The sequence below is a fragment of the Caballeronia udeis genome, from assembly GCF_044909315.1.
GTDB lineage: Bacteria > Pseudomonadota > Gammaproteobacteria > Burkholderiales > Burkholderiaceae > Caballeronia > Caballeronia udeis_A.
Map to the genome: position 1 here is coordinate 1 of NZ_JBIYEB010000025.1, position 24,513 is coordinate 24,513.

The following is a 24,513-nucleotide window of genomic DNA, read 5'->3' on the forward strand; positions in this document are numbered from 1 at the left end:
CCGCATCGGCTACAGAAACCGCAATCGTCGCCTTGTGAACATCCAACCCAACGAACTTGCTAAACTGCTTCACGACCTGCTCTCCTCAATTGCGGTTCTGAGCCTTCGGTTCTTCGGAGCCTCAAGCTTAACCCGCGTCGCTTGAGGTACAGCAGGTCCAATACATTGTGTCTAGGGCTTGCAACCGAGGTTCAGCGGCTGTCGCGCGCTGAGCGCGAGCAGCTCGTGAACTGGGCGCGCGAGGACATTGCATCGCGCGTCCCGCTGGCGGTTACCGTCACCGGCGACACCGTCCGTGAGCAGACCGAATTCGGCAACTGGGCTGTGGCGCACGGCGCGCAATGGCTGATCCTGCAACCGCCGTCCACGCGCACCGAGCCCGAGCGGTTTTACTTCGATTTCTTTGCCGCCGTCATGAACGGTTTGGCCGGCACGGCCGGCGCGGGCATTCAAAACGCGCCCGAGTATCTGGGTGTCGGTCTGTCGCCGGAAGCGCTGGCCGAACTGGCTCAGCAATGCCCGAACTTCCGCTGGTTGAAGGGCGAGGGTGCGGCGACGGTACTGCGTACGACTATCGAGTGCCTGGCGGCGGCCGGCAGCACAATGCCTGTCTTCAACGGGCGCGGCGGCCAGGAGTTGCTCGACAACCTGCGCGCCGGCTGCGCGGGCATGATCATCGCGCCTGACAGCTTCGATCATCAGGTGGAAATCTATCGGGCATTTGCGCACGATCCGGCTGCGGCGCAGCGGCACTATGAGGAAGTGTTGCCGGCGATTGTTTTCGTGATGCAATCGCTCGACGCGCTCACCTGTTATGGCAAGCGCATTGCTGCATGGCGAATGGGGTTTGAGGTCAGACACGACCGCGGCATTACGCCGAGTGCGTTCGGACTGGAATGCGCCCGGCGATTCGCCGATAGCCTCGGACCGTACGCGGGTTAAAACCGCGTCAAAGAATGGGTGAAAACAAGCGCGCGACGTGCATTGTCACGCGGCGCCACGCGGGCGCGCCGAGATAGTCGTCGCGGGTGATTTCCCATGATTGCGCGAAGTCGTCGAGGAGCATTTTCTCCACTTCGCTGGCAAAACCCCGATCCACGGTCAGGACCATGATCTCAAAGTTGAGGCGAAACGAGCGGTTATCCAGATTCGCGCTGCCAATGGCGGCGGACATGTCGTCCACCAGCACCACTTTCTGATGCAGGAAGCCCGGGCGATATCGATAGATCTTTACGCCTGCGAGCAGCGCATCGTAGGCATAGAGTTTCGATGCGGCGAACACCACGCGATGATCGCGGCGGCTTGGAATCAGGATCCGCACGTCCACGCCGCGCAATACGGCGAGCCGCAGCGCGGAGAACACGGCTTCGTCGGGGATGAGATACGGCGTCGTGATCCAGATCCGCGAACGCGCCGCGTTGATTGCCTCGACGAAAAACAGCGAGCACGTTTCCTGATGGTCGGCGGGGCCGCTCGCGAGGACGAGGCAACTCATGTCGTGCGTGGATGTCTTCGACGCTTCCACTTCCGGAATGCGCTGCGTTGCCCAGTACCAGTCTTCAATGAACACGAACTGGATGCTCGCGACCGCCGGACCGCGCACTTCAATGTGGGTATCGCGCCAGGGTGACAAACGCGGATTCGCGCCGAGATATTCCACGCCCACGTTGTGACCGCCGACGAACGCGCATTCGCCGTCAACCACCACGATCTTTCGATGATTGCGAAAGTTGATCTGGAAGCGATTGACGAACTTGCGCTTGGTCGCGAACGGATGCGTCTGCACGCCACCCGCGCGCAAGGTGTCAACGTAGCGTTTCGGCAAATCGAAGCTGCCGATACTGTCGTAGAGGAAATAGACCCGCACGCCTTGCTGCGCTTTTTTGATCAGCAGGTCTTTCAGTTTATTGCCGAGTTCATCGTCGCGGACGATGAAGAACTGCACGATCACATACACCTTCGCGACCTCGATGGCCTTGAAGATTGCGTCGAAGGTGGCGTCGCCATTGATCAGCACACGCACCGAGTTGCCGCGCAGGAACGGCATGCCGCTCAAACGCGTCAGCGCCCGTATGGTCGGATGTCCCAGATATTCCGCGGGATCTCCCGCTGCTGCGCCGCGCAGGCGGGCGGCTTCATCGGGGAAATTCCATTCCGCCGGGTGCGTGCTCTTGCGCAGGATCTCGTTTTCCAGCCGACGCGCGTCGATATACCCGGCGAACTTGCTGCGCCCGAGAAAGAGATACGGGATCAGCGTGAAGTAGGGCATGGCGACCAGCGACACGGCCCACGCGACCGCGCCTTGCGACGTCCGCGTGTTGAGCACTGCATGGCATGCTGCGGCCGCGCCCAGCAAATGGGCGATGATCACAAACGTGCCGAGATGAAGCCAGTCCTGCCACTCGAAGTGCATGTACGCGGTGCCTGGAAGTCGGGAGTTGCGCCGTTAGCCCGGCAAGTCGGCTGCCTGGATGAGAAACACGTTGTCATCGCCCGCGCTGGTCGAGAGCCAGACCAGGTCGAGGCCACCGAGCGTAGCTTCCACATTGGCCCGTTCGTTGCCGATTTCGACCACGAGCACACCGTCTTCGGTCAGCCACTTGCGTGCTTCGCCTACGATCCGCTTCACAATGTCCATGCCGTCCGCTCCGCCCGCGAGCGCAAGTTCCGGCTCGTGGCGGTATTCAGCGGGCAGGGTCTGCATGGCCAGTGCGTTGACGTAGGGCGGATTCGTGATGATGACTTCGTAGCGGCCAACTGGCAGTGGGGCGAACAGGTCGCCCTCGTACAACGCGACACGCGAGTCCAGGTCGTAGTCGTCCACGTTCTTGTGTGCGACTTCCAGCGCGGGCGCGGAGATGTCGACGGCGTCAATGTCCGCGTTCTGGAACGCCTGCGCCGCCAGGATCGCGAGGCAGCCGGAGCCGGTGCAGAGTTCCAGCACGCGCGACACTTCGTCGGGGTCCTGCACATAGGGCTGCAAGCCATCCTGCAACAGCTCGCCGATAAACGAACGCGGCACTATCACGCGCTCATCCACGTAGAAACGGTGCCCGTGCATCCACGCTTCGTGCGTGATGTACGCCGCCGGTACGCGATCGGTCGCGCGGCGCTCGATCACTTTCATGATGGCGTCGATTTCGGTGTCGAGCAGGCGGGCGTCGAGGAACGGATCGAGTGTGTCGAGCGGCAAGTGCAGGGTATGCAGCACGAGGTACGCGGCTTCATCGAATGCATTCGACGAACCGTGGCCAAACGACAAGTCTGCCGCGGTGAAACGCGAGACGGCGAAACGCAGCAGATCGCGAACGGTGGTGAAGGGAAGCGCCATCGCAGGCTCCTTATAAGAGTGAGTCGGATCAGGCAAGCAGGGTTTCGAGCACGCGTCGATACACGTTTTTCAACGGTTCGATAAACGCCACTTCAACGTGCTCGTCAATCTTGTGAATGCTGCCGTTGGGCGGTCCGAACTCGACCACCTGTTCGCAGATGCGAGCAATAAAGCGGCCATCCGAGGTGCCACCGGTAGTAGACAGTTCGGTGCGCACGCCGGTTTCATCGAAGATGGCTTGTTCCAGCGCGTTCGACAACGTGCCGCGCGGGGTGAGAAACGGCAGGCCGCTGACGCTCCACGCGAGATCGTAGTCCAGCGCGTGTTTATCGAGGATCGCGTGAACACGGCTTTGCAGTCCTTCCACCGTGCTCGCTGTGGAGAAGCGGAAATTGAACATCAACTCGATATGACCCGGGATCACGTTGGTTGCGCCCGTGCCGCCGTGCAGGTTGGACACTTGCCACGTGGTCGGCGGGAAATATTCGTTGCCGTTGTCCCAATGCGTGGAGACCAGTTCAGCCAGCGCGGGTGCGAGCAGATGAATCGGGTTCCTGGCGAGATGCGGATAAGCAATATGCCCTTGCACGCCTTTCACCACCAGCTTGCCGGACATGGAACCGCGCCGGCCGTTCTTGACCATGTCGCCCAGCGTGGCGCTGGAGGTGGGCTCCCCGACAATGCAGTAGTCCAGCCGCTCGCCGCGCGCTTTCAAAGCGTCGATTACCTTGACGGTGCCGTCGGTGGCGGGGCCTTCTTCGTCGCTCGTGATCAGGAACGCAAGCGAGCCGCGATGCGCCGGGTGCGCCGTGACGAACTCTTCGCTCGACACGACGAACGCCGCGATCGATGTCTTCATGTCAGCCGCGCCGCGGCCGTACAGCTTGCCGTCGCGGTGAGTCGGCACGAATGGCGGCGAGGTCCATTGTTCGAGCGGACCTGTCGGCACGACGTCGGTATGGCCCGCGAACGCGAGCAACTTGCCGTCAGTGCCGTCCGTGCCCCGTTTCACAGCCCAGAGATTCGTGACGCCGCCGGACGCGATCGTTTCGCACTCGAAGCCAATCGCCGATAACCGCTCGATCAGCAGGTTCTGGCAGTCCTGGTCGTCGGGCGTGACGGATGCGCGCGCGATGAGTTGTTCAGAGAGAAGAAGAGTGCCGGGCATGGATTGGAGCCACTTTCAATAAAAAATGCCGGCGCGGCGGCCGGCAGGGATCAAGATTCGCACGCCGTTTATCAGGGCGCATGCGATGCTGCGCTTAAAGCTTGAATTTCAACCCTTAAACGAACAGCGATTCGTACTTGTCTGCGTCGAAACCGAGCGATTTCACGCGGCCGTTGACCACGAGCACGGGCCGCTTGATGATCGACGGCTTGTGGATCATCAACGCGATCGCGCCGGCCGTGGAACCCGCTTCGTCTTTATACGTGTCCGACAGGCCGCGCCAGGTCGTACCGCGCCGGTTGATCAGTTCGTCGAGCGTGACGTCCTTCAACCAGTCCTGCAACAAGGCCGTCGATACCCCGGCTTTCTTGAAGTCGTGGAATTCGAACGGCACGTCATGTTCTTCCAGCCACACGCGTGCTTTTTTCACGGTGTCGCAATTCGGAATCCCATACACGACGATCTTTTTCGCGGCCATGGATCAATCGCCTCGCAGCAGCTCGTTCAGGCCAACCTTGGCGCGCGTCTTCGCGTCCACCTTCTTCACGATCACCGCGCAGTACAGGCTGTGCGATCCGTCTTTCGAAGGCAGGTTGCCCGCGACGACCACCGAGCCCGCCGGAATGCGGCCGTAAGTCACCGAACCGGTTTCGCGGTCATAAATCTTGGTGCTCTGGCCGAGATACACGCCCATGGAGATGACCGAGTTCTCTTCCACGATCACGCCTTCCACCACTTCCGAACGCGCACCGATGAAGCAGTTGTCTTCAATGATCACCGGGTTCGCCTGCAGTGGTTCCAGCACGCCGCCAATGCCCACGCCGCCCGACAAATGCACGTTCTTGCCGATCTGCGCGCAGGAGCCGACCGTAGCCCATGTGTCGACCATGGTGCCTTCATCCACATAGGCGCCAATATTCGTATACGAGGGCATCAACACCACGTTCTTCGCGATGAACGAACCGCGGCGCGCGATGGCCGGCGGCACGACGCGAAAGCCGCCCGCGGCGAAATCTTCAGCCGTGTAGTTCGCGAACTTCGACGGCACCTTGTCGTAGAACTGGCTGTAGCCGCCAGCCGGCATGGGTGCGTTATCTTCCAGCCGGAACGACAGCAATACCGCTTTCTTCAGCCATTGATTGACCACCCATTCGCCGTCCCGTTTCTCGGCGACGCGCAACAGGCCTTTGTCGAGTTGCTCGATGGCGTGAGCGACGGCGTCGCGCACCTCGGCTGCGGCCGCTTTGGGCGACAGTTCGGCGCGGTTGTCCCAGGCGGTGTCAATGATCTGCTGAAGTTGTTGCGACATGGTCGTGACTTAAGTGAGTGCTGTGATTAAGGAGGGATTTACTGCGCCAGCGAGCGGCAGAATTCGACGATGCGCCGGGCACCTTCCACGCATTCGTCGACATCCGCGACCAGCGCGATACGGATGAAACCGCTACCGGGATTCGTGCCGTGGGCGTCTCGTGCCAGATACGAGCCCGGCAAAACCGTCACATTATAGTCGGCGTAAAGGCGGGCGGCGAACTCGGTGTCGGTGAGGCCGGTGCGCGCGACGTTCGCCCACAGGTAGAACGCGGCGTCGGGCAGGCGGACATCGAGCACGTCGGCGAGCATGGGTGTGACGGTCGTGAATTTCTTCAGGTACAGCGCGCGGTTGTCGCGCACGTGCGCTTCGTCTTTCCACGCCACGATACTCGCCGCCTGGAACATGGGCGAGAGCGCTGCGCCGTGATAGGTGCGGTAGAGCAGGAATTGCTTGAGTATCGATGCATCGCCGGCGACGAAACCCGAGCGCATGCCGGGCACGTTCGAGCGCTTCGAGAGGCTGGAGAGCATGACCAGACGTCCAAAACCGCGGCCCAGCTTGTGCGCGGCTTCCAGGCCGCCCAGCGGTGGCGTGGCTTCGTCGAAATAGATCTCGGAATAGCATTCGTCCGAGGCGATCACGAAACCGTGCCGATCCGACAGCGCGAATAGCTCGCGCCAGTCTTCCAGCGTCAGCACGGCGCCAGTCGGGTTGCCGGGCGAGCAGACGTAGAGCAGTTGCGTGCGTGCCCAGATGGCGTCGGGTACGGATGCATAGTCGCAGGCGAAATTGCGCGCCGGATTGCTGTTCACGAAGTACGGCTCGGCGCCGGCCAGCAAGGCCGCGCCTTCGTAGATCTGATAGAACGGGTTGGGGCAGACGACAACGGGCGGTTCACTGGTGCTGCGGCTGTCGATCACGGTTTGCGCCAGTGAGAACAAGGCTTCGCGCGAACCGGAGACGGGCAGGACTTCTGTGGCTGCGTTGACGGCGGGCAGGGCGTAGCGCTGCCTGGTCCAGTCAGCGATGGCCTGGCGCAACGGCTCGCTGCCTGCCGTGGCGGGATAGGACGCGAGACCGGACATCGCATTGATTACAGCGTCGCGGATCAGCGCCGGCGTTGCATGTTTCGGCTCGCCGATACCAAAGCTGATCGGTGCCAGGTCCGCGCGCGGCGTGACGCCCTTGAATAGCACGCGCAGCTTTTCGAATGGATACGGCTGAAGTTTCTGGAGAAGTGGATTCACGGCGAAGTCGGGTGCGGACGATGGAACGGCAAGGCTCGGATTATAGCCCTCCGTCGCCTCCTGGTCGGGTTTGCCGGCTCGTTGAGGGGGTTTCCGGAAGGCCGGTTCCTGCAGTGCGCCGGCATTGGGCGACTGCTGCCGCCGCTAAGCCGGAATCGACCGGCATTGACCCTGGCATTGGCGCTGGCAGACCCCCGGCCGGCCCTTCGTTGCGAGCGGAAATCGCTGTGTCAGCAAACCAAAAGAATTCAAGACGGGCGATGGTATGATTGTCATCGTTCGCCGGGTTGCGTGCTTGCGGTGGGTTATAGGTGGGTTATGGGTTATATATAAGCCGTCAAGCAAGAGCATCACGGGTTGCGCGCCGTCGCTTCGAACCGACGGGGTTCGACCCACCGCCCGAGCGTTTTCGACCGGCGTTAGTCGTTATCTCCTGCCGCACAAGCAGCATGGCTCGGAGGCCCGCCGGCCCGTTCTCCCGAATTCTTTTCAATCAGCGATATCGCCGTGCGTCTGACCTCGATAAAACTCGCTGGCTTCAAGTCCTTCGTCGATCCCACCCATTTCCAGGTCCCAGGCCAGCTTGTCGGCGTGGTGGGCCCGAATGGCTGCGGCAAATCCAACATCATCGATGCCGTGCGCTGGGTGCTCGGCGAATCGCGCGCTTCCGAGCTGCGCGGCGAGTCGATGCAGGACGTGATCTTCAACGGCTCCACTGCGCGCAAGCCCGGCAGCCGCGCCAGCGTCGAACTCATCTTCGATAACGCCGACGGCCGCGCTGCCGGCCAGTGGGGCACCTACGCCGAGATTGCCGTCAAGCGCGTTCTCACGCGCGACGGCACCTCGAGCTACTACATCAACAACCTGCCGGCCCGCCGCCGCGATATCCAGGACATCTTTCTGGGTACAGGCCTCGGGCCACGCGCGTACGCGATCATCGGGCAGGGCATGATCGCGCGGATCATCGAGGCGAAGCCCGAAGAACTGCGCGTGTTCCTGGAAGAAGCCGCAGGCGTGTCCAAGTACAAGGAACGCCGCCGCGAGACCGAAAACCGCCTGCACGATACTCGCGAAAACCTGACCCGCGTGGAAGATATCGTGCGCGAGTTGAGCTCGAATCTGGAGAAGCTCGAAGCGCAGGCTATTGTCGCGACGAAATACAAGACGCTGCAGGCCGAAGGCGAGGAAAAACAACGGCTCCTGTGGTTGTTGCGCAAAAACGAGGCGGGCAACGAGTCGGAGCGCCAGCAGCGTGCCATCAGCGACGCGCAGATTGAACTCGAGGCGCAAACCGCCAAGCTGCGCGAAGTCGAAGCGCAACTGGAAACGCTGCGGGTGGCGCACTACAGCGCGAGCGACGCCATGCAGGGCGCCCAGGGCGCGCTGTACGAAGCGAACTCGGAGGTGGCCAAGCTCGAGGCGGAGATCCGCTTTATCGTGGAATCGCGCAATCGGGTGCAGGCGCAGATCGCCGCGTTGAGCGCTCAGCGCGAACAGTGGCAGATGCAGGCCGAGAAAGCGCGCGGCGAGATCACGGATGCCGAAGAAGCGTTGGCTGTCGGCGAGGAAAAGGCCGCTATTGCGCAAGAAACGGCTGCCGCGAAACACGACGAACTGCCCGCGCTCGAAGCGCGTTTCCGCGACGCCCAGACGGAGCTGAACGCGGAGCGCGGCGGTATCGCGCAGACTGAACAAGCGTTGAAACTCGAGGCTGCGCATCAGCGCAATGCCGATCAGCAACTGCAGCAATTGCAGCAGCGTCACGAACGCCTGAAAAGCGAAGCGGGCGGCCTTGACGCGCCCGACGAAGCGCAACTCGAAGAGTTGCGCATGCAACTCGCCGAGCACGAAGAAATCCTGGCGGAAGCCCAGGCCCGTCTCTCCGATGCGCAAGATACGCTGCCGCGTCTGGATGGCGAGCGTCGCGCGGCACAAGAAAAAGTGCAGGCCGAAAGCGCGCAGATTCACCAGCTTGAGGCGCGGCTCGCGGCGTTAAAGCAATTGCAGGAAAACGTCCAGACTGAAGGCAAGATCCAGCCGTGGCTTGATAAACACGAACTCGGTTCGTTGCCGCGCCTGTGGAAAAAGCTCCACATTGAAGCGGGTTGGGAGACGGCGCTGGAGTCGGTTCTGCGTGAGCGGATCGCGGCGCTGGAAGTATCGAATCTCGACTGGGTGAAGGCGTTCGCGACCGACGCTCCGCCGGCCAAACTGGCGTTCTATGCACCGCCTAACGCCGGCCGGCCGCAGGAAACGCCCGCTGGTTTGCGGCCGCTGCTTGCGCTGATCCGTATCGACGACGCCGGTCTGCGCGCCGTACTGACCGACTGGCTGGGTAACGTTTTTGTCGCCGATGACATCGCCCAGGCGCTTGCCTCGCGTTCGCAATTGCCGGATGGCGCTGCGTATGTGGTGAAGGCGGGCCATGTGGTGACGCGGGTTGGCGTGCAGCTTTACGCCGCGGACTCCGAACAGGCCGGCATGCTCGCCCGCCAGCAGGAAATCGAAAACCTGACGAAGCAAGTGCGTGCACAAGCCCTGCTCGCCGATGAAGCCAAGGCCGCGGCCGTGCGAGCGGAAGCGGCGCATACGCAGGCATCGGCGAGTCTTGGCGACGCCCGTTCTTCTGCCGAACGCGCGACCCAACGCGTCCATGCATTGCAAATGGACGTGTTGAAGCTCGCGCAGGCGCACGAGCGCTACATGCAGCGCAGTACGCAGATCCGCGTGGAACTGGCTGAAATCACCGCGCAAATCTATGAACAGCGCGAGTTGCGGGCTGAATCGGAGGCGAATTTCGAGCGCCACGATGGCGAACTCGCCGAGTTGCAGGCGCGTTTCGAAGATCATCAATTGGCGTTCGAAGCGCTCGACGAAGCGTTGACCAATGCCCGCCAGGAAGCGCGCGACCTCGAACGCGCGGCCACCGACGCCAGCTTCGCGGCGCGCGGGCTAGCGGCGAAGATCGACGAATACCGGCGCAACATCGAAACCGCGAAGGATCAGAGCGAACGCGTGGCCGGCGCCCTGGAAGATGCCCGTGGCGAGCTCGAAACGATCAACGAACAGACCGCGCACACCGGCTTGCAGGACGCGCTCGAATTGCGCGCGGTCAAGGAAGAGGCGTTGCACTCGGCCCGGCTCGAACTCGACGATCTCACCGCGCGCCTGCGACAGGCAGACGAGTTGCGGCTTATCGCGGAACGTTCGCTGCAGCCCTTGCGCGACAAGATCAGCGAATTGCAGTTGAAGGAACAGGCGGCGCGCATCAGCGGCGAGCAGTTTATCGAGCAACTGGCGGCTGCCGGTGTCGATGAAGCCGAGTTGCAGGCCAAGCTCACGCCGGACCTGAAACCCTCTTACCTGCAGGGCGAGGTCACGCGGCTGAACAATGCGATCGCGGCGCTTGGCGCCGTGAACATGGCCGCGCTCGATGAACTCGCCGCAGCCAGCGAGCGCAAGGAGTTCCTGGATGCGCAATCGGCGGATTTGAACGACGCCATCGGCACGCTGGAAGACGCGATCCACAAGATCGACCAGGAAACGCGGGCGTTGCTGCAAGGCACGTTCGACGAAGTGAACCGTCATTTCGGCGAGCTTTTCCCGCGTCTTTTCGGCGGTGGTCAGGCAAAACTCGTGATGACCGGCGACGAAATCCTCGATGCCGGCGTGCAGGTGCTCGCGCAACCGCCAGGCAAGAAGAATTCGACCATTCACTTGCTGTCGGGCGGCGAAAAGGCCCTGACCGCCACCGCGCTCGTGTTTGCGATGTTCCAGTTGAATCCGGCGCCGTTCTGTCTGCTGGACGAAGTGGACGCGCCACTCGACGACGCCAACACGGAACGCTTTGCGAACCTGGTGCGGGCGATGTCGGAGAAGACGCAGTTCCTCTTCATCTCGCACAACAAGATCGCTATGGAAATGGCGCAACAACTGATCGGCGTGACGATGCAGGAACAGGGCGTTTCGCGGATTGTTGCCGTGGATATGGAATCCGCGGCGGGTTTCGCCCAGAATGCTTGAACGTTTGGCCGGGCGTTTCTAGAACGGACAGCAAGATGGTATGGAGAACGGGCCTGGGAGGCCCGTTCTGGCGCGCAGGCGCGGAGTGACTCACGCAGTCCGGACGCAACATTCGCACGGCGTGGGGCGCAGATCGCGCAGCGTAAGCTCAACAAGTGCTCAATCGAGCGCCGGATGCCTCAATAGCGCCGTCAGGCGCGCCGAGAGCGCAACCAGAAAAGAATGACGGAGAGTGCATGGACGAGTTGACACTCGGGTTGATTGGAGCCGGTGCCGTGGTGGTGGGCGGCGTGGTGGTTTATAACGCGTGGCAGGGCGCCAAGGTGCGCCGCAAGATGCCGCGCCCGATGCCTGACGAAGCAGCGGAGTCGCTTGCGCGCAACGACACCGACGAGGAGCAGCCGTTCATTGAACCTACACGCCCGGTGCGGCGTGAACCCGCCATGGGCGGCGAGGGCGATACACCGGACACGCGGGTGGAGCCGAGTTTCGGCGGTGCGCCGCTTTCTACGGTAGCGCCGGCCGATACCGCAGTCGATCTCCAGGCCGAATCGACCTCGGTCAATGGCGATTTCCCGGAGCCGGATTCGTCACCCGTGGCGCCCATTCTCGCCGACGATGACGACCCCGTTTTGCCCGCCGCGACCACGATTTCATCGGCGCCGCCGGCTATCGTGGACCGGCGGATCGATTGCGTGGTGCCGATCCGTCTGCTTGCCCCCATAGCGGGCGAAAAGCTGATCCCGAGCGCGCAGAAACTGCGCCGCGCGGGCGCGAAACCCGTGCACATAGAAGGCAAGCCGGAGGGCGGCACGACCTGGGAATTGCTCAAGAACGGCGCGCGTTATGAAGAGCTGCGCGCAGCGGCGCAACTGGCCAATCGCGGCGGCCCGCTGAACGAACTGGAGTTCTCGGAGTTCGTTACGGGCGTGCAGCGTTTCGCCGACAGTATTGACGGTTCGCCCGAGTTCCCCGACATGCTGGAAACGGTCGGCATGGCACGTGAACTCGACGCGTTCGCGGCTCAGTGCGACGCGCAGTTGTCGATCAACATTCTCTCAGACGGCGCGCCGTGGTCAGCCAACTATGTGCAGGCAGTGGCTTCGCAGGACGGCTTGCTGCTGTCGCGCGACGGCACGCGTTTCGTCAAGCTCGATGCACGCCAGAATCCGGTGTTCATGCTGCTTTTCGGCGACACGAACTTCCTGCGCGACGACCTGACGTACAAGGGCGGCCAGATGATCACGCTCGTGCTGGACGTGCCCGTGGCCGATGAAGACATCCTGCCGTTCCGCCTGATGTGCGATTACGCCAAGTCGCTCTCCGAGCGCATTGGCGCGCGCGTGGTGGACGACCAGCGCCGGCCGTTGCCGGAATCGTCGCTGCTGGCCATTGAAAAGCAGTTGATGACGCTGTACGCGAAGCTCGAACAGGCAGGTATTCCGGCGGGCTCCCCCGCCACGCGGCGCTTGTTCAGCCAGTAGGACCTGACGGCGGCAGCCGTTGGACAGTTAGCGATTTCGTCAGGCATCGACTACACGCCCGATGCCACGAACAGCCGATCTCTGAGACAATCAACAGGTCGGTTTTCTTCTAACTTTCTAGTCTGTCCTGCCGCATGTCTGCCAAACCGAAAGCCGCTGCCAAAGCTGATTCCGCTGTCTCCGCCGCTTCCGCTGCGCATGGTTCGCCCATCGCCGGCGCGGAGCGGCCGGCTGAGCGCGCCGCCTGGCTGCGCACGGAGCTCGAGCGCGCCAATTACGCGTATTACGTGCTCGATCAGCCGGATCTGCCGGACGCCGAATACGACGTCCTGTTCAAGGAGCTGCAGCAGATCGAGGCCGATCAGCCCGAACTGATCACGCCTGACTCCCCCACGCAACGCGTCGGCGGCCAGGTCGCCACGGGTTTTCAGCCGGTTACGCACGACGTGCCCATGCTCTCGCTGAACAACGGTTTCGCGGACGAAGACATTATTGCGTTCGATAAACGCGTCGCCGACACGCTCGGCCACACGCCCGTGGAATACGCATGCGAACTGAAATTCGACGGACTGGCCATTTCTCTGCGTTATGACGACGGCATCTTCGTTCAGGCGGCCACGCGCGGCGACGGTGCGACGGGCGAAGAGGTGACGGAAAACGTCCGTACCATTCGTTCCATTCCCCTGAAACTCAAGGGTAAGAACATACCGAAGCGGCTCGATGTGCGGGGCGAAGTGCTTATGTTCAAGCGCGATTTTGAGAAGATCAACGCGCGGCAACGCGAGGCTGAACAACGCGAATTCGCGAATCCGCGTAACGCAGCGGCCGGCGGTTTGCGCCAGCTCGACCCCAAGATGACCGCGCAGCGCCAGTTGTCGTTTTTCGCTTATGGCATTGGCGTGCTGGAAGGCGTGGAGATGCCGGCGTCGCATTCGGCGCTGCTCGACTGGTACAAGGAAATGGGCCTGCCGGTCAACGCCGAGCGCGGCGTGGTGCAAGGCGCTGAAGGCCTGCTCGAATTCTTCCGCAAAACGGGCGAGAAACGCGACGGTTTGCCGTATGACATCGACGGCGTGGTCTACAAGGTCAACCAGCGCGACGAGCAGGACAAGCTCGGTTTTGTTTCGCGCGCACCGCGCTTCGCGCTCGCGCACAAGTTTCCCGCGCAGGAAGCGCTCACGCAGTTGCTTGCCATCGACGTCCAGGTCGGCCGTACGGGCGCCATCACGCCGGTCGCCCGGCTCACGCCCGTGTTCGTCGGCGGCGCGACGGTAACGAATGCGACGCTGCATAACGAGGACGAGGTGCGGCGCAAGGACATCCGTATTGGCGATACAGTGATCGTGCGGCGTGCCGGCGACGTAATCCCCGAAGTCGTCGGCGCGATTCTCGACCGGCGTCCGGATAATGCTGGCGAGTTCGTCATGCCGACCGAGTGCCCGGTCTGCGGATCGAAGATCGAAAGGCTGCCTGACGAGGCCATTGCCCGTTGCACGGGCGGACTCATCTGTCCTGCGCAACGCAAGCAAGCGTTGTGGCATTTCGCGCAACGGCGCGCGCTGGATATCGATGGGCTGGGTGAGAAGATCATCGACCAGCTGGTCGAGCAGAATATTGTGCGCACGCCTGCGGACCTGTTCAATCTCGGCGTGGCCACGCTCGCGGCCCTGGACCGTTTCGCCGATAAATCCGCCCAAAATCTGTACGATTCTCTCGAAAAAGCGAAGCAAACCACCTTGCCGCGTTTTCTTTACGCGCTCGGTATTCGTCACGTCGGGGAATCCACTGCAAAGGACCTGGCCAAGCATTTCGGCTCGCTTGATCCGATCATGGCGGCCAGCGTCGAGGAATTGCTGGAAGTGAATGACGTTGGCCCGGTCGTGGCCGAGTCGCTGCACAATTTTTTCAGCGAAGCGCATAACCAGATGGTGATCGAGCAGTTGCGCGCGCCGGGCAAGGTGACCTGGCCCGAAGGCCCGCCCGCGCCGAAGGCGCCGCAAGGCGTGCTCGCCGGCAAGACGGTCGTGCTCACCGGCACGCTGCCCAATCTGTCTCGCGAAGACGCGAAGGAGATGCTGGAGGCGGCGGGTGCGAAAGTGGCGGGATCGGTGTCGAAGAAGACGGATTACGTGGTGGCGGGGGCTGAGGCGGGCAGCAAGCTCGTGAAGGCCGAGGAACTCGGCGTCCCCGTGCTCGACGAAGATGGTATGCGCAAGCTTTTGGAGGGAGAAACCCCATGATTCGCGAAATCCTCAAAATGGGCGATCCGCGTTTGTTGCGTATTGCAGAGCCGGTCGACCATTTCGATACCCCCGCGCTGCATGCGCTTGTCGAGGACATGTTCGACACCATGCGCCACGCAAACGGTGCCGGACTTGCCGCGCCGCAGATCGGCGTGGATTTGCAGGTTGTGATCTTCGGTTTTGCTCACAATGAGCGTTATCCGGACGCTGAGCCGGTGCCGGAAACGGTGCTGATCAATCCGATCATTACGCCGGTCTCGCACGACATGGAGGAAGGCTGGGAAGGGTGTTTGTCGGTGCCAGGCCTGCGCGGCGCCGTGCAGCGGTATTCCATGATCCGCTATCAGGGGTTCGATCAGTATGGCTCAGCCATCGAACGGCTGGCCGAGGGGTTCCACGCGCGGGTCGTGCAGCATGAATGCGATCACCTGATCGGCAAGCTTTATCCCATGCGGGTGACGGATTTCTCGAAATTCGGCTTCACCGAGATCCTGTTTCCGGGGCTCGATCCGAAAAGCGACGATTGATCGATGGAGGGAGGAGCGGCCGGATTGACAGGCCGTTCAGCCGCTGGATGAATTGAGGGCCGCGAAGAATCGCGGCCCTTTTTGTTTGGTGAGATGCGCCTTTCGTCGCAGCGAATGATCCATTGCCGACTCAATCAGCCGTGCCTGACGGGGCCCGAAAGATCCACCGGCGCATCCATGCGTCAAGGAAGCAAAAGCCGCCGGAAGCGCGGTGGCTTCATCCTCACGCGAAGCTTTTCTTGTTTCCCGCCGATGTTTCCGGCTGACGGAACAGTTCGATGTGTTCCGGATTCGCCGATGCCTGCAAGCGTCCGTCCGGCAAGCGCGCGATGACAACTTCACCCACGCCCGGACTCGTCACGACGACTTCGTCACGCACCGCAAGCAGCGCGTCGAGTCGACGTCGGCCGCTGATGATCTCGAGGCCGGTTTTGGTTTCGCGAACAATGATTTCAACGGACATGGCAATTCTCCAGTAGCCCAACGCCCAGGCACGCGCGACTCGAAGCGGTAAATTGCGCATGTATCTGACTAACGGTCATATGTCATATTTTCTTTAGCCAAAAAATCGGCCAAAAAAAATCGATGCGATCGGCGGGCGCCGTTCGCATCGACTGGTAACAATTACGCCGTTTTCCCGCGACGCTTTGAAGCGTGCGAAAAGCGTGAGCGAAGCGGCTTAGAACGCTTCGTCCGCGCCCAGATAACGCCACTGACCCGGCGGCAACGCGCCGAGCGTGACACGTCCCATCCGGATCCGCTTCAGGCCAACCACTTCCAGGCCGACCAATTCGCACATCCGGCGAATCTGGCGCTTTTTGCCTTCGCGCAGCACAAAACGCAACTGCTCGCCATTTTGCCAACTGACCTGCGCGGTTTTGAGCGGCACGTCGTCGAGGGAAAGTCCGTGGCGCAACAGCGCCAGGCTTTCGGGCGGGAAGTGCGGTTCGATATCGACTTCATGTTCGCCGAATTTCACGCGCACGAGATATTCCTTATCGACGTCCGAATGGCCGCCAATCAGTTGCTTTGCCACCCGGCCATCCTGGGTCAGGACGAGCAGGCCGGTCGAATCGATATCCAGACGACCCGCCGGTGCGAGCGTGCGCAGATGCAGCGGTGTGAACCGGATGCCGGACTGATCGTCGGCCCAATGGTTGGACGGATTGACCAGCGTGACAGCCGGCTGATACCCGTCTTCCGCCTGACCCGACACGTAGCCGACCGGCTTGTGTATCAGGATGGTGACTTGCTGCATCTGGGCCGCGTGCGCGGCGGGGGCAATTTCAACGTTCTGGTCGGGACGAATCTTGGTGCCGAGCGTATCGATGACCTCACCGTCGACCAGCACCCAGCCCTTTTCGATCCATTCATCCGCTTCGCGGCGCGAGCACAGTCCCAGTTCCGACATCACCTTCGACAAGCGCACGAGTCCTTCTTCGCTTTCGCGCGCGACGCGGGCGGGTGAGGGAGGGGCGTCGGCGTCGCGCGGTTTTGATGGCTTCGATACCGGTTTGCGTGCGGCGGGCTTGCGGTCATCGCTGAAGCGTTCGGATGTTTCGCGTTTGGCGTAAGGGCTATCGCTCGATGGCCGTTGACGGTCAGTGGGAGCTGGGCGCGGACTGCCATCGTGGGAGTGGTTGCGCTCGCGCGGAGCGCCATGGTCGCCGCGGTCGTTAAACGATGGGCGCGGTGTGCGATCGCTGCCCGGGCCACGCGAATCATCGCGGGCTTTGAACGGGCGGCGTTCGCTGTCGCCCGATGGGCGGTCGCCACGCGGTGCGCCACGGTCACCAAAGGAAGGGCGGGGGGCGCGATCGCCAAACGACGGACGCGGACCACGGTCGCTGCCCGGGCCACGCGGAGCATCGCCACGCGGGGTGAACGGACGGCGTTCACCATCACCGGAAGGACGAACCCCACGGGGCGCGCCACGATCGCCAAACGACGGCCGCGGACCACGATCACTACTCGGGCCACGCGGAGCATCACCGCGCGGCGCGTACGGCCGACGTTCACCATCGGCCGAAGGACGATCACCGCGCGGCGCGCCACGATCACCAAAGGAAGGACGCGGACCACGGTCGCTGCCTGGACCACGCGGAGCATCGCCACGCGGCGCGTACGGACGACGTTCACCATCGCCCGAAGGACGATCACCGCGCGGCGCGCCACGATCACCAAATGAAGGCCGAGGCCCACGATCACTACTCGGACCCCTTGAAGCATCGCCACGCGGCGCGTACGGACGACGTTCACCATCGGCCGGACGATCACCGCGCGGAGCACCACGATCCCCAAATGAAGGCCGAGGCCCACGATCACTACTCGGACCCCTTGGAGCATCGCCACGCGGCGTATACGGCCGACGTTCACCATCGCCCGAAGGCCGATCACCGCGCGGAGCACCACGATCCCCAAACGAAGGCCGGGGCCCGCGATCTCCCGCGCCACGCGAGTCGTCGCTACGCGCCTTGAAAGGCTTCCGCTCACCGGAACCCGCCGGCCGTGCACCGCCTGCGGGTTTATCGCTGCGCACTGGCCGGTCGCCGCTCGCCATCTCGGCGCGTACGGGCTTTTTCCGTCCGGCAGCGCTGCCGGTACGAACGGGGGAACGTGCCGGCGATGCCGGGCGCGGGTGCTTCGCTGTCAGTTTGACGCGCATATATTCTCAGGCTGCGATCGCGCGCAGCAGTTCGGTTTCGACCTGGATCTGCGTCCGGTTGTCGGATAGGGTTTTGCCGTCGAGCAGGAACACGTCTTCCACGCGTTCGCCAAGCGTATTGATCCGCGCCGCGTGGACGCCGATCCGGTGCTGGGCCAGAACCCGCGCGATCGAATAAAGGAGGCCCTGCCGATCGTTAGCCGATACGGACAGGATGTAATACTGACCACGTTCGTCGGGACGTAAATCCACGCGCGGCGTGATCGGAAAAGTGCGCACCAGCCGCGAAACACGTCCTTTCGACGGTTCCGGCAAGATGCCTTCGGCGGTCAGCAGCATACTCAACTGCTGTTCGACGAGATTCGCAATGTCGCGATAATGCCCGTCATGGTCCGGATGCGCGACCAGAAAATTGTCGAGCGCGTAGCCGTGCCGCGTCGTTGTTACCCGTGCATCCAGCACGGACAGCCCGTTTTTATCGAAATAGGCGCAAATCCCGGCGAACAGATCGGGTCGGTCCTGCACATACACCAGCACCTGGAGCGCCGCGCCGATCGGCGACGGCCGCGCCCGCACAATCGGATTTTCGCTCTCCACGTGCTTGTAAAGCACGCGGGTTTGCCAGGCGATATCGGCGGCGTCGTGACGCAGGAAATAGCCGACATCGAGCTTGTCCCACAATGCTTTTTCTGCGTTTTCGGGCACGGTTTCAAGGCGCAGCAACGCCAGCGCGTCTTCCTGGCGCGACTTGAGTTCCGAATGCGCGTGCAGTTCGGCGCCGCCGAGCACGGCACGGGTGGCCCGGTACAAATCCTCGAGCAGCTTGCCTTTCCACGCGTTCCACACCTTGGGGCTGGTGCCGCGGATATCGGCGACGGTCAGCAGATACAGTGCGGTCAGCCGGCGCTCGGTCTTGACCATCGATGCAAACTGCTTGATGACTTCCAGATCGCTTGTATCTTGCTTTTGCGCCACCTGGCTCATCGTCAGATGCTGTTCCACGAGCCACACCACCAGGTCGCTGTCGTCCGCGCCGACGTCGTGGTCACGGCAGAAACGCCGCGCATCCGCCATGCCGAGCACGGAGTGATCGCCGCCGCGGCCCTTGGCTATATCGTGAAAAAGCGCCGCAATATACAACACCCACGGGCGCTCGAAATTGCCAATCAACTGGCTGCAGAAGGGGTATTCATGTGCGTGTTCGGCCATCGCAAAGCGCCGGATATTGCGCAACACCATCAGGATGTGCTGATCGACGGTATAGACGTGATACAGGTCGTGCTGCATCTGGCCGACAATGCGCCGGAAGTTGAGCAGGTAACGCCCGAGCACGCTTGTCTGGTTCATCAGCCGCAGCGCGTGCGTGATGCCTTCGGGCTGCTTCAGGATCTCCATGAACAGGCGCCGGTTTTCCGGATCTCGCCGCCAGTCGCGGCCCATCAGGTCACGGGCGTTATAGATCGCTCGCAGTGTCCGGGCAGACAAGCCTTTCACGCCGCGCGTCTGTTCGTACAGCAGGAATGCTTCGAGAATGGCGTTCGGTTCACGTTCAAAAACGTCGTCGCTGGCGATTTCCAGCATGCCCTGCTTCTCGACGAAACGCTCGTTGAGCACGCGCGTGATCCCGCTCGTCGATGGAAACAGTTGCGCCTCCACGTTCTGGATCAGGATGGTGGCAAGCTGCGTGACGGCTTTGGCGGCCCAATAATAGCGGCGCATGAGCTGTTCGCTCGCGCGCTTGGACGACGTTGCCTTGTAGCCGAGGCTTTCGGCCAGCGCCGTCTGCAAGTCGAAGACGAGGATGTCCTGGCGCCGCCGGGCAATCACATGCAGCCGCGCGCGCAGGGTCTTCAGGAAGCCTTCGTTGCGGCGCAGTTCGCTGGCTTCCCGCTCGGTGATGAGGCCGCGCGAATCCAGTTCGCGCCAGCTACTGCCGAAACCGGCCGCACGCGAGATCCATAAAATAAGCTGCAGGTCGCGCAGGCCGCCGGGACTTTCCTTGATATTCGGTTCGAGGCTGTACGGCGTGTCCTGATACTTGGCGTGCCGCTGGCGCATCTCGAGGACTTTCGCCTGGAAGAACGCACGCGGATCGAGTGTTTGCTGATACCGCCCCTCGAACGTCTCGAACAGTTTCTCGTTGCCGATTATGCGCCGCGCCTCCAGCAGCGAGGTCTGGATGGTGATGTCGTTGCTCGCTTCGTCGATACATTGCGTCACCGACCGTACGCTGCTGCCGATCTCCAGACCAAGATCCCACGCCATGCCGATCAGCCGTTCGATACGCGAGGCCAGCGAGGCGGTGTGGTCGGGCGTATCGTCATCGGGCAGGAGGACGAGGATATCGACGTCCGAATAGGGCGCAAGTTCGCCGCGCCCGTAGCCGCCGACTGCAATCAGCGCCGCCGATTTCGGCATCGCGCAGGCTTCCCAGGCGCCTCGGAGCGCTTCGTCGGTGGCGCGCGCGAGGGCGTGCATCAGGCCATCGACGTTGGTCGCGCTCTGGAAGCGCTCCAGCAGGGCGGCCTTGGCCGTCTTGTACGAGGCTTTCAGCGAATCGGCGCGGGGCGGGGCGTCGGCAGGTACGCTCATGGGCAGGCGGGTCGTGAGGTCAGTGGGTGAAATTGATTGTGGCGAACAGGCGGTTCGCGGGCTTTTAATCGGGTCGCAGCGATGCGCTCAGCGCGTGTCCGCCATAGGCCGCTTGCGGCGTGAAACGCAGGCCGTTGTCTGACCAGCCATGACCGCGAGCTTGAGTTTGTCGGGGATCATCGGGCAAGGCGAGATGCCGCAGGCTCCCTATACCGCTCTATACAGCAAGCTTAAGCTGTCTTTAAACCGGGCGAAATAACTGGCTTCGACGATCCGGCACATCCGGTACCACTCAGCTAGGAAATTCATGGGCGCGACAAGCGCCTGGTGGGTGGAGCACAACCCAAATAGCAAGATTCGACCCGCTTGATATCGTCCGAAATACGGTGCGCGCGACTCGCGCCATATCCTGATGTGTCAAAAGCCTGGCCGGTCAATGGCGGAACCACGCTCTCCGGGTTCCCGGTCAGCGAGAGCTTCAGGCCGTCGCGGCGATCAATTGCGACGGCGCTTGCGTGCCCGCGGACACAGTCAGCACGTCGTAGCCCGTTGGGGTAACCAGCACCGTATGCTCCCATTGCGCGGACAGGCTGCGATCGCGCGTCTTGACGGTCCATTGGTCGGGCATGGTGCGGATATCGCGGCGGCCAGCGTTGATCATGGGTTCGACGGTAAAGATCATGCCCGCCTGCAATTCGATGCCCGTGCCCGGCCGGCCGTAGTGCAGCACTTGCGGGTCCTCGTGGAACACCTTGCCCACGCCGTGGCCGCAGTACTCGCGTACCACGCTATAGCCTTGTGCTTCGGCATATTTCTGGATGGCATGCCCGATATCGCCCAGATGCGCACCCGGCTTGATCTGGTCGATCCCGAGCCACATGCAGTCGAACGTGGTTTGCACCAGGCGCTTTGCCAGGATTGACCCTTCGCCGACCAGGAACATGCGGCTGGTATCGCCGAAATAGCCTTCCTTGATCACCGTGACGTCAATATTGAGCGCGTCGCCGTTTTTCAACGCTTTGTCGCCAGGAATGCCGTGGCAAATCACGTCATTCACGGAAATGCAGGTCGCTTTTGGGTACGGCGGATAGCCAGGTGGCTGGTAGTTGAGGGGCGCGGGCACCGTGCCCTGTTCCTTCACCATGTACTCGTGGCAGAGGCGATCGAGTTCGCCCGTCGTCACGCCGGCGACAATATGGGGCGTGATGAAGTCGAGCACTTCGCTGGCAAGCCGGCAGGCGACGCGCATTTGCGCGATATCGTGGTCGTTTTTCAGCGTAATGGACATGACTTGTATCGAGAATGCGTGTAAGCGGCTGTGAGCGCCAATCGGCCATTATCGCACCTTACAGGCCTCGCCGCACCCGGGCGCGGGCCGGCGCAGCGGTTTTAGGGCGGCTGAGACACGAATTTACCGATTACAAGGCCGGCCGCAGCCCACGACGGTGCCGCTGGAGAAAACCCCCCTGCTTATATATTCGGATGAGCGGGCATCTTGAGTCGTGCCATTTGAGCGTGATATACTCGCTGGCTAAGTCTGCATCTACTTTGTAATCGTCTTTTGAATGCGGCGTTTCTGAAAACAGGTGTTTTTCGGAAGGCCGGTGCAAAAAGGCATGAAGGAAGATCGGACTTGAATCGCAAGCCGGCGCACCCAGGGTGTCCGGCGCTCCGGTCCGGGGAAACTCGGTTAAGAAACACGGGGCGCCTGATGCGGCAGCCGGCTTAAGACCTAACCCTCGCGGAGAACTCTCATGGCAGTAACAATGCGTGAAATGCTGGAAGCCGGTGTCCACTTCGGTCACCAAACTCGCTTCTGGAACCCGAAAATGGCTCCGTTCATTTTCGGTCATCGTAACAAGATTCACATTATCAACCTCGAAAAGACGCTGCCGATGTACAACGACGCGCTGAAGTACGTGCGTCAGTTGGCAGCGAATCGCGGCACGATTTTGTTCGTTGGCACGAAGCGTCAGTCGCGTGACACGGTGGCAGAAGAAGCGCAGCGCGCTGGCATGCCTTTCGTGAACGCACGCTGGCTCGGCGGCATGCTGACCAACTTCAAGACGCTGAAAGTATCGATCAAGCGCCTGAAGGACATGGAAGCAGCGCTGGAAGCCGGTGAAACGGAACGCATGAGCAAGAAGGAAGCGCTCCTGTTCGAACGTGAAATGGCCAAGCTGGTGAAGTCGATTGGCGGCGTGAAGGACATGGGCGGCATTCCGGACGCAATTTTCGTGGTTGACGTTGGTTACCACAAGATTGCCGTGACCGAAGCCAAGAAGCTGGGCATTCCGGTTATCGCCGTGGTTGACACGAACCACTCGCCGGAAGGCATTGACTACGTGATCCCGGGTAACGACGACGCCAGCAAGGCTGTCATGTTGTACACCAAGGGCGTGGCCGATGCGATCCTGGAAGGCCGTTCGAGCGCGGTGAACGAAGTGGTTCAGGCAGTTCGCAGCGGTGAAGGCGACGAGTTCGTGGAAGTCAACGCAGAAGCGTAAGTCGCGGCATCTGACGCCGACGTGATGTATCCGGCAAAAAAGGGGGCTTTGCGAAAGGCCCCCTTTTTTTAACCGGCCGCAACTGCAACGTAAAGTAACAACGGCACTATTCGTGTGAAGCAGAGCGCGAGACAGCCGTGAAGCATCTGTGAAGTATCAGGCAGCACCCCCATTCTGGCCGCGGGCATTTCTCGCCGGCGGCGCGTGTCAATAGTGCGATACGTGCGAAAGCACGGCACAGACTCAAGGAGCAAATGATGGCGGCAATTACCGCAAGCATGGTGGCAGAACTGCGCGCAAAGACCGACGCGCCCATGATGGAATGCAAGAAGGCGCTGACCGAAGCTGAAGGCGACATGGAGCGCGCTGAAGAGCTGCTGCGCGTGAAGCTGGGCAACAAGGCAAGCAAGGCGGCATCGCGCGTGACGGCTGAAGGCATTGTGACGTCGCATATCGCTGACGGCGTGGGCGTCCTGGTCGAGCTGAACTGCGAAACCGACTTCGTTGCGAAGAACGACGACTTCCTGGCGTTCGGCAAGGCCGTGGCTGAGCTCATCGCGAAGCATCACCCGGCTGACGTGGCCGCTCTGTCGGCCCTGCCGCTGGAAAGCTCGACGGTCGACGCAGTGCGTCTCGCGCTGATCGGCAAGATCGGCGAAAACGTCTCGGTACGCCGTTTCGTGCGTTTTGAATCCGCCAACAAGCTGGCTTCGTACCTTCACGGCACGCGCATTGGTGTGCTGGTCGAATTCACGGGCGCGGACGAGCAGGTCGGCAAGGACGTTGCCATGCACGTCGCTGCAATGAAGCCGGTCTCGCTGTCGTCGGACGACGTTCCGGCGGAACTGATCGCGAAGGAACGCAGCATCGCCGAGCAAAAGGCCGCGGAATCGGGCAAGCCGGCTGAGATCGTCGCGAAGATGGTCGACGGCAGCGTCCAGAAGTACCTGAAGGAAGTGTCGCTGCTGAACCAGACGTTTGTTAAGAACGACAAGCAGACGATCGAACAGATGTTGAAGGCAGCAGGCGCGTCGGTGCAGAAGTTTGCGCTGTTCGTGGTCGGCGAAGGCATCGAAAAGCGTACGGACGACTTCGCTGCCGAAGTGGCCGCGCAAGTTGCCGCCGCCAAGCAAGGCTAAAGAGTCAAACGGCGGTCAGTAGTGCGCCGGCTGTTTGCTTTGAAGCAGCCACGCGCAAGCAGTGCAGTGCAGCATCAGCCGGTCCGTTCAGCCGGGCCGCTCGATGCAGGCGCACCGGCCGCCGAATCAAAAATGCAGTGAAAAGCAGCTAAATGCGAGTTCAGCGTTCCCGAATGCGGAACGCCGTCTCGCGCCCTCATGGCGGTCAAAACCGCGCCGGACGGGCAAACCGGGGATGACCCGAGGTTACCCCGTTACGCCGCCGCGGCTTGTCC

18 protein-coding genes are annotated in these 24,513 nt (G+C 61.9%); 7 read left to right on the forward strand and 11 right to left on the reverse strand.

Annotation, left to right across the window (positions count from 1 at the left end):
• The first annotated feature begins 165 nt into the window (after positions 1-165).
• Positions 166-942 carry a dihydrodipicolinate synthase family protein gene (locus tag ABH944_RS31615; RefSeq protein WP_404659609.1) on the forward strand — a complete coding sequence of 259 codons (777 nt, stop codon included), beginning with the start codon at positions 166-168 and terminating at the stop codon, positions 940-942.
• Positions 943-949: 7 nt separating this feature from the next.
• Here the strand turns inward: ABH944_RS31615 and cls are convergent, their stop codons facing one another.
• From cls to dapC, 6 genes are all read right to left on the reverse strand, one after another.
• Positions 950-2,413, reverse strand: a complete 1,464-nt coding sequence (cls, locus tag ABH944_RS31620; protein WP_404611327.1) for a cardiolipin synthase — start codon at positions 2,411-2,413, stop codon at positions 950-952.
• Between the two features lie 33 nt (positions 2,414-2,446).
• The gene (gene prmB / locus ABH944_RS31625; protein ID WP_062090826.1) at positions 2,447-3,331 is read right to left on the reverse strand and encodes a 50S ribosomal protein L3 N(5)-glutamine methyltransferase; all 885 of its coding nucleotides are present in this window, start codon (positions 3,329-3,331) and stop codon (positions 2,447-2,449) included.
• 28 nt (positions 3,332-3,359) lie between these two features.
• The gene (dapE, locus tag ABH944_RS31630) at positions 3,360-4,499 is read right to left on the reverse strand and encodes a succinyl-diaminopimelate desuccinylase (RefSeq protein ID WP_404611326.1); all 1,140 of its coding nucleotides are present in this window, start codon (positions 4,497-4,499) and stop codon (positions 3,360-3,362) included.
• A gap of 115 nt (positions 4,500-4,614) precedes the next feature.
• Positions 4,615-4,977, reverse strand: a complete 363-nt coding sequence (locus ABH944_RS31635) for an ArsC family reductase (RefSeq protein WP_062090824.1) — start codon at positions 4,975-4,977, stop codon at positions 4,615-4,617.
• Positions 4,978-4,980: 3 nt separating this feature from the next.
• Positions 4,981-5,808 carry a 2,3,4,5-tetrahydropyridine-2,6-dicarboxylate N-succinyltransferase gene (gene dapD / locus ABH944_RS31640; protein ID WP_062090823.1) on the reverse strand — a complete coding sequence of 276 codons (828 nt, stop codon included), beginning with the start codon at positions 5,806-5,808 and terminating at the stop codon, positions 4,981-4,983.
• Between the two features lie 38 nt (positions 5,809-5,846).
• Positions 5,847-7,058: a succinyldiaminopimelate transaminase gene (gene dapC / locus ABH944_RS31645; RefSeq protein ID WP_404611325.1), complete on the reverse strand. Its 1,212-nt coding sequence runs from the start codon at positions 7,056-7,058 to the stop codon at positions 5,847-5,849.
• A gap of 507 nt (positions 7,059-7,565) precedes the next feature.
• Between dapC and smc the strand changes: the two genes are divergently transcribed.
• The 4 genes from smc to def all read left to right on the forward strand — a co-directional run bounded on the left by smc (position 7,566) and on the right by def (position 15,335).
• Positions 7,566-11,081: a chromosome segregation protein SMC gene (gene smc, locus ABH944_RS31650; protein WP_404611324.1), complete on the forward strand. Its 3,516-nt coding sequence runs from the start codon at positions 7,566-7,568 to the stop codon at positions 11,079-11,081.
• Between the two features lie 236 nt (positions 11,082-11,317).
• Positions 11,318-12,565 carry a cell division protein ZipA C-terminal FtsZ-binding domain-containing protein gene (locus tag ABH944_RS31655; protein ID WP_404611323.1) on the forward strand — a complete coding sequence of 416 codons (1,248 nt, stop codon included), beginning with the start codon at positions 11,318-11,320 and terminating at the stop codon, positions 12,563-12,565.
• Positions 12,566-12,699: 134 nt separating this feature from the next.
• Positions 12,700-14,805: an NAD-dependent DNA ligase LigA gene (gene ligA, locus ABH944_RS31660; protein ID WP_404611322.1), complete on the forward strand. Its 2,106-nt coding sequence runs from the start codon at positions 12,700-12,702 to the stop codon at positions 14,803-14,805.
• Positions 14,802-15,335 carry a peptide deformylase gene (def, locus tag ABH944_RS31665; protein ID WP_404611321.1) on the forward strand — a complete coding sequence of 178 codons (534 nt, stop codon included), beginning with the start codon at positions 14,802-14,804 and terminating at the stop codon, positions 15,333-15,335. The genes ligA and def overlap by 4 nt, the downstream gene beginning before the upstream one ends.
• A 223-nt stretch (positions 15,336-15,558) precedes the next feature.
• On the opposite strand, the gene ABH944_RS31670 is transcribed toward def, so the two are convergent.
• The 5 genes from ABH944_RS31670 to map form a co-directional block, all read right to left on the reverse strand.
• The gene (locus tag ABH944_RS31670) at positions 15,559-15,798 is read right to left on the reverse strand and encodes a hypothetical protein (protein ID WP_062090817.1); all 240 of its coding nucleotides are present in this window, start codon (positions 15,796-15,798) and stop codon (positions 15,559-15,561) included.
• 216 nt (positions 15,799-16,014) lie between these two features.
• A complete protein-coding gene (locus ABH944_RS31675; protein ID WP_331712703.1) occupies positions 16,015-16,764 on the reverse strand; it encodes a pseudouridine synthase in 750 nt (249 codons plus the stop codon).
• The gene (locus ABH944_RS31680; protein ID WP_404611320.1) at positions 16,746-17,789 is read right to left on the reverse strand and encodes a hypothetical protein; all 1,044 of its coding nucleotides are present in this window, start codon (positions 17,787-17,789) and stop codon (positions 16,746-16,748) included. Before ABH944_RS31680 ends, ABH944_RS31675 begins: the two co-directional genes overlap by 19 nt.
• A gap of 217 nt (positions 17,790-18,006) precedes the next feature.
• Positions 18,007-20,592 carry a [protein-PII] uridylyltransferase gene (locus ABH944_RS31685; protein WP_404611319.1) on the reverse strand — a complete coding sequence of 862 codons (2,586 nt, stop codon included), beginning with the start codon at positions 20,590-20,592 and terminating at the stop codon, positions 18,007-18,009.
• A 478-nt stretch (positions 20,593-21,070) separates the two neighbouring features.
• Positions 21,071-21,880, reverse strand: a complete 810-nt coding sequence (gene map / locus ABH944_RS31690) for a type I methionyl aminopeptidase (RefSeq protein ID WP_404611318.1) — start codon at positions 21,878-21,880, stop codon at positions 21,071-21,073.
• A gap of 466 nt (positions 21,881-22,346) precedes the next feature.
• On the opposite strand from map, the gene rpsB reads away from it, so the two are divergent.
• Positions 22,347-23,099: a 30S ribosomal protein S2 gene (gene rpsB, locus ABH944_RS31695; RefSeq protein WP_404611317.1), complete on the forward strand. Its 753-nt coding sequence runs from the start codon at positions 22,347-22,349 to the stop codon at positions 23,097-23,099.
• 257 nt (positions 23,100-23,356) lie between these two features.
• Entirely contained in the window at positions 23,357-24,238 is an 882-nt protein-coding gene (tsf, locus tag ABH944_RS31700) for a translation elongation factor Ts (protein ID WP_062090811.1), read from the forward strand.
• The last annotated feature ends 275 nt before the right edge of the window (positions 24,239-24,513 follow it).

What these genes read in the sequence shown, in the direction of transcription:
- cls (WP_404611327.1), bottom strand. Translation starts at nt 2,413, where the DNA reads ATGCACTTCGAGTGGCAGGACTGGCTTCATCTCGGCACGTTTGTGATC.
- prmB (WP_062090826.1), bottom strand. Translation starts at nt 3,331, where the DNA reads ATGGCGCTTCCCTTCACCACCGTTCGCGATCTGCTGCGTTTCGCCGTC.
- dapE (WP_404611326.1), bottom strand. Translation starts at nt 4,499, where the DNA reads ATGCCCGGCACTCTTCTTCTCTCTGAACAACTCATCGCGCGCGCATCC.
- ABH944_RS31635 (WP_062090824.1), bottom strand. Translation starts at nt 4,977, where the DNA reads ATGGCCGCGAAAAAGATCGTCGTGTATGGGATTCCGAATTGCGACACC.
- dapD (WP_062090823.1), bottom strand. Translation starts at nt 5,808, where the DNA reads ATGTCGCAACAACTTCAGCAGATCATTGACACCGCCTGGGACAACCGC.
- ABH944_RS31655 (WP_404611323.1), top strand. Translation starts at nt 11,318, where the DNA reads ATGGACGAGTTGACACTCGGGTTGATTGGAGCCGGTGCCGTGGTGGTG.
- ligA (WP_404611322.1), top strand. Translation starts at nt 12,700, where the DNA reads ATGTCTGCCAAACCGAAAGCCGCTGCCAAAGCTGATTCCGCTGTCTCC.
- def (WP_404611321.1), top strand. Translation starts at nt 14,802, where the DNA reads ATGATTCGCGAAATCCTCAAAATGGGCGATCCGCGTTTGTTGCGTATT.
- ABH944_RS31670 (WP_062090817.1), bottom strand. Translation starts at nt 15,798, where the DNA reads ATGTCCGTTGAAATCATTGTTCGCGAAACCAAAACCGGCCTCGAGATC.
- ABH944_RS31685 (WP_404611319.1), bottom strand. Translation starts at nt 20,592, where the DNA reads ATGAGCGTACCTGCCGACGCCCCGCCCCGCGCCGATTCGCTGAAAGCC.
- map (WP_404611318.1), bottom strand. Translation starts at nt 21,880, where the DNA reads ATGTCCATTACGCTGAAAAACGACCACGATATCGCGCAAATGCGCGTC.
- rpsB (WP_404611317.1), top strand. Translation starts at nt 22,347, where the DNA reads ATGGCAGTAACAATGCGTGAAATGCTGGAAGCCGGTGTCCACTTCGGT.
- tsf (WP_062090811.1), top strand. Translation starts at nt 23,357, where the DNA reads ATGGCGGCAATTACCGCAAGCATGGTGGCAGAACTGCGCGCAAAGACC.